3 protein-coding genes are annotated in these 4,026 nt (G+C 63.6%); all 3 read left to right on the plus strand.

Annotation, left to right across the window (positions count from 1 at the left end):
- The first annotated feature begins 142 nt into the window (after positions 1-142).
- Complete coding sequence (locus P0D70_RS36215; RefSeq protein WP_408188055.1) at positions 143-1,219, plus strand: sugar ABC transporter substrate-binding protein; 1,077 nt, start codon at positions 143-145, stop codon at positions 1,217-1,219.
- Positions 1,220-1,223: 4 nt separating this feature from the next.
- A complete protein-coding gene (locus tag P0D70_RS36220) occupies positions 1,224-2,807 on the plus strand; it encodes a sugar ABC transporter ATP-binding protein (RefSeq protein ID WP_408188056.1) in 1,584 nt (527 codons plus the stop codon).
- A 20-nt stretch (positions 2,808-2,827) separates the two neighbouring features.
- A partial coding sequence (locus tag P0D70_RS36225; protein WP_408188057.1) for a sugar ABC transporter permease occupies positions 2,828-4,026 on the plus strand: 1,199 nt, incomplete at its 3' end.

The raw sequence follows: 4,026 nt of genomic DNA on the forward strand, positions 1-4,026 counted from the left end.
GCTTGACAGTTTTTTTTAGATAGGTTGTTCTATATACCGTAGCAGCACTGGCAGTTTGATCGGGAATGTTCATCGGGGGCTATCACCATTTTTGTGGCCGGCCGCCTTCAACAGTTCACTATTTCTCCCCCGGAGGGGATCCATGCGCGATTTGCTTTCTCTTACCCAGCAGCTTGTGGACGGCCGTGTCTCCCGTCGCGGCTTCATGAAGACGGCAGCCGCCTACGGCGCCGCGGCCGCGACCCTTGGCGCGGGCGGCTATGCACGTGCCGCGGGCAACGGCGCACTGATCGGGTTCAGCTTTCCCAGCTTCGATGCGTTCCGCTGGCCTCATGACCGCCACTACTTCGAGAAGCGCGCCGACGAGCTCGGGCTGCGCTACATCATCCAGGGCGCCAATGAGGACGTCGCGACCCAGGACTCCCAGGTCGACGCCATGCTCTCCCAGGGCATCAAGGCGCTCGTGATCATTCCGGTGAACGTCGACGCCGGCAAGCAGATCGTCGAGCGTGTGAAGCGCGAAGCCAAGATCCCCATCATTTCGTATAACTATGTTATCCCCTCCACTGCTGTGGACTACTGGGCAGGACGGGACAACTATTTCGTCGGCGAACTGCAGGCCAGACAGGCCCTGAAGGAAGCGAAGAAAGGCAACTGGGTCATCGTCAGCGGACCGGAGGGCATCGATGTGGCACGCCAGAAGACGGAAGGCGCACTCCGGGTGCTCAAGCCATATATCGACTCCGGCGAGATCAAGATCGTGTCGCATCAATGGCACGATGCGTGGAGCCCGGAGGGCGCGCTCAAGCAGGTTGAGGATGCGCTGACGAGCCACAACAACAACATCCAGGCCGTGATCTCCAACGAGGATGGCATGGCGCTCGGCGCGCTGCGGGCATTGGCCGAGCAGAAGCTGGCCGGAAAGGTATGGCTTTGCGGAGAGGACTGCTGGCCCGAGGTGGCCAAGGAGATCGTGGCCGGGCGCATCAACATGAGTGCGTGGACCGACCTCATCCAGATGGGCCGCGTCGCCGCTGATGCGGCCTTCGCGCTCACCCACGGACAGGTACCGCAGAGCAACGACAGCATCACAGTGGGCGGCAGGAAGATCCCCGGAATGCGAATCGGGTCACTCGGCGTGAACAAGGCAACGTTGCCGGACTTCCTCAAACGCACCGACTGGTTGAAGCCGGCAGATATCGGTCTGAAGCAGAGCTGAGCAGATGATGAATATGGAAGCGTCTGTCGCGCCGTCGACCATGAGCGCGCACACAGCCCACGACCTGCTTCAGCTCGACGGCATCACCGTCGAGTTTGGAGCAACTCGCGCCCTCGACAACGTCAGCTTTAACGTATCGGCCGGAGAGGTTGTCGGGCTGATGGGCGCCAATGGCGCCGGCAAGAGCACGCTGGCGAAGGTCATTGTCGGCGAGATCCCGTTCGGCTCCTACCGGGGAACCGTCACCTGCAATGGCAATCCCGCGGAGTTCAGTAATTCGCGCGACGCCCACCGTGCGGGTGTGGCTCTCGTTCACCAGGAGGGCTCCGTTGTCCCCCAGTTGACGATTGGTGAGAACGTGATGCTCACGATCGAGCCTTCCCGGTTCGGTGTCATCGACTGGAAAGACCTGTATGCCCAGGCCGACGCCGCGATGCGCAAACTCGGGCTGGACATCGATACGCGCAAGCCACTCGCCGGGCAAGGTGGCGTGGCGTTGATGGAGCAGGTGGAGATTGCCCGCGCGATCGCGAGCGGTAGTCGCGTGTTCGTCTTCGACGAATCGACCTCGGCGCTAGGCGCCGGCGAGATCGAGGTGCTGCTGCGACGCATGCGCGAACTTGCCGCCCAGGGCGCCGGCATCATCTTCATCTCCCACCGGACCGACGAAATCCTGAAGGTCTGCGACCGCGTCGTGATCCTGCGCGATGGTCGTGTCGCCGTCTCTGCGCCACGGGCACAACTCGATCATGCCTCGATCGTACGCGGCATGCTGGGGAATGGTCGAGGCGACACGGTCGCGTCGGTCGCTCAGGAAGCGCGATCAAGGAAGCAGGGCTCGCTCGTGAGGATCCGCGACTGGAGTGTCTCGAAGTCGCTGGAAAATCCGCGCGACCTCGCCCCGATCAACATTGCGCTGGCGCGCAACGAGATCGTGGCAGTGTATGGCCCGTTAGGCGCGGGGAAAACCGAGTTGCTGCAGTCGCTCTACGGTCTCCTGCCGGAGCTGACCGACGGTGCGCTTGAGCTCGCGGGCGCCGGGTTCCGCCCCCAGAACCCGCGCGATTCCATCCACGCCGGCGTGGCCTACGTCTCGGCCGAGCGACAGCGCGACGGGGTCGTCGCCCATCTCTCCGTGCTGCAGAACATGATGCTGGGATGGCATCGCGGCGCGCCGCGCTGGAAAGGCCCCGTGGTCGACGAACAGAGCGCCGAGGCGCTGTGCCGGGAATACATCCGGGACCTGGCCATCCGCACGCAGGGACCTGCCCAGCCAATATCGAATCTGAGCGGGGGTAACCAGCAGAAGGTCCTGCTCGCGCGCGCCCTGATCAACCAGCCGCGTCTGGTGCTGCTCGATGAACCAACGCGCGGGATCGATCTTGGCGCAAAGCAGGACGTCTACAGGCTCATCCGCAAGGTCGCCGCGACCGGCACTGCCGTGCTCTACGCGACGATGGAGGAATCGGAGGCGCTGGAGCTCTCAGACCGGATCCTGGTACTGCGCGACGGCAGGCAGGTAGCACTGATCGACACGAAAGACACCAACCCGCACGAGCTGCTTGCGCTCGCGGGTGGACTGCAATAAATGGACAAACTGGAACAGCAATGAAATCGAACACAGCTGAAACGAACACCCCCGCGATTGCGGCGCCCTCTCCAGAAGCGAAGGCCGCAGCCCCGAACCGGGCGAGCTCGATCATTTCCGTGGCCCGGTCCGCCGCCGGGTTGCTGGTGGCCGTGGCCCTCGTCTGGATCGCCTTCTCATTCCTCACCGATGGCGTATTCGTCAGCGACCGCAACGTGACCAATCTCATGCGACAGACGGCCATCACGGCGATGGTCGCCCTGGGCATGCTCGTGGTGGTCGCGCAAGGGGAAATCGATCTGTCCGTGGGCTCGTTCATGAGCCTTTGCGTGACCGTCGTCGCCCTGCTCGAGGCAAGCCATCTGGTCAGCCCCTGGGTGACGGTGGCCGCCGCTATCGGCATGGGTGTGCTGGTCGGCGTCTGGAATGGCACCTGGGTGGCCCGGTTCGGTCTGCCGTCATTCGTGGCAACGCTCGGCGGCCTGATGCTGTTTCGCGGCATCGCGCTTGCCTTGTCCGGCGGGCGCACCATCTCGGGCATCTCGGAAGATATCCGCTTCTTCGGCGACGCGTTTCTGAGCGGGCCCGTGCTCTGGGTGTTCCTGGTCATTGCCGCTGTCATTGCGCTCCTGCCGCTGCGCCACCTTAATGACCCGGGCCGGCGCCGCCAGGCACTGGTCCGGGCCGTCCTGGGCTTCGCCAGTGTCGTCCTCCTCTCATGGTCCACGCTCTCCTATCTTGGCCTGCCCATGCCGGTCGCCATCACGCTGGTTGCCGCGGCCATCCTCTCGTGGCTGCTCAGCAATACGGTATGGGGGCGCCATGTGTATGCCGTTGGCGGTAACCGCGCCGCAGCCCGCTCAGCGGGTATCCCGATCACCAGGCATCTGATGACCTCGTTCATCCTCATCGGGGTGCTGACCGGTATCGGCACGCTCATGTTTGTGGGCCGCCTTGGATCGGCACCGCCCGAGTCGGGTCTGTTCCTGGAGCTCAACGCCATCGCGGCAGTCGTTATCGGGGGCGCCAGCCTCTATGGCGGCACCGGCACCGTATCGGGCATCCTGCTCGGCGCGCTGCTCATGCAGAGCCTCTCGAACGGCCTCTCGCTGCTTAACGTCCCGACGGCATACCAGAACATCGTCAGCGGTATCGTCCTTATGCTCGCCGTTTATGTCGATGTCCTGTCCAAGCGTGGAGGCAAGCTATTCGTGCGCCC

Source organism: Paraburkholderia sp. RL17-381-BIF-C, from assembly GCF_046026435.1.
Taxonomy (GTDB): Bacteria; Pseudomonadota; Gammaproteobacteria; order Burkholderiales; family Burkholderiaceae; genus Paraburkholderia.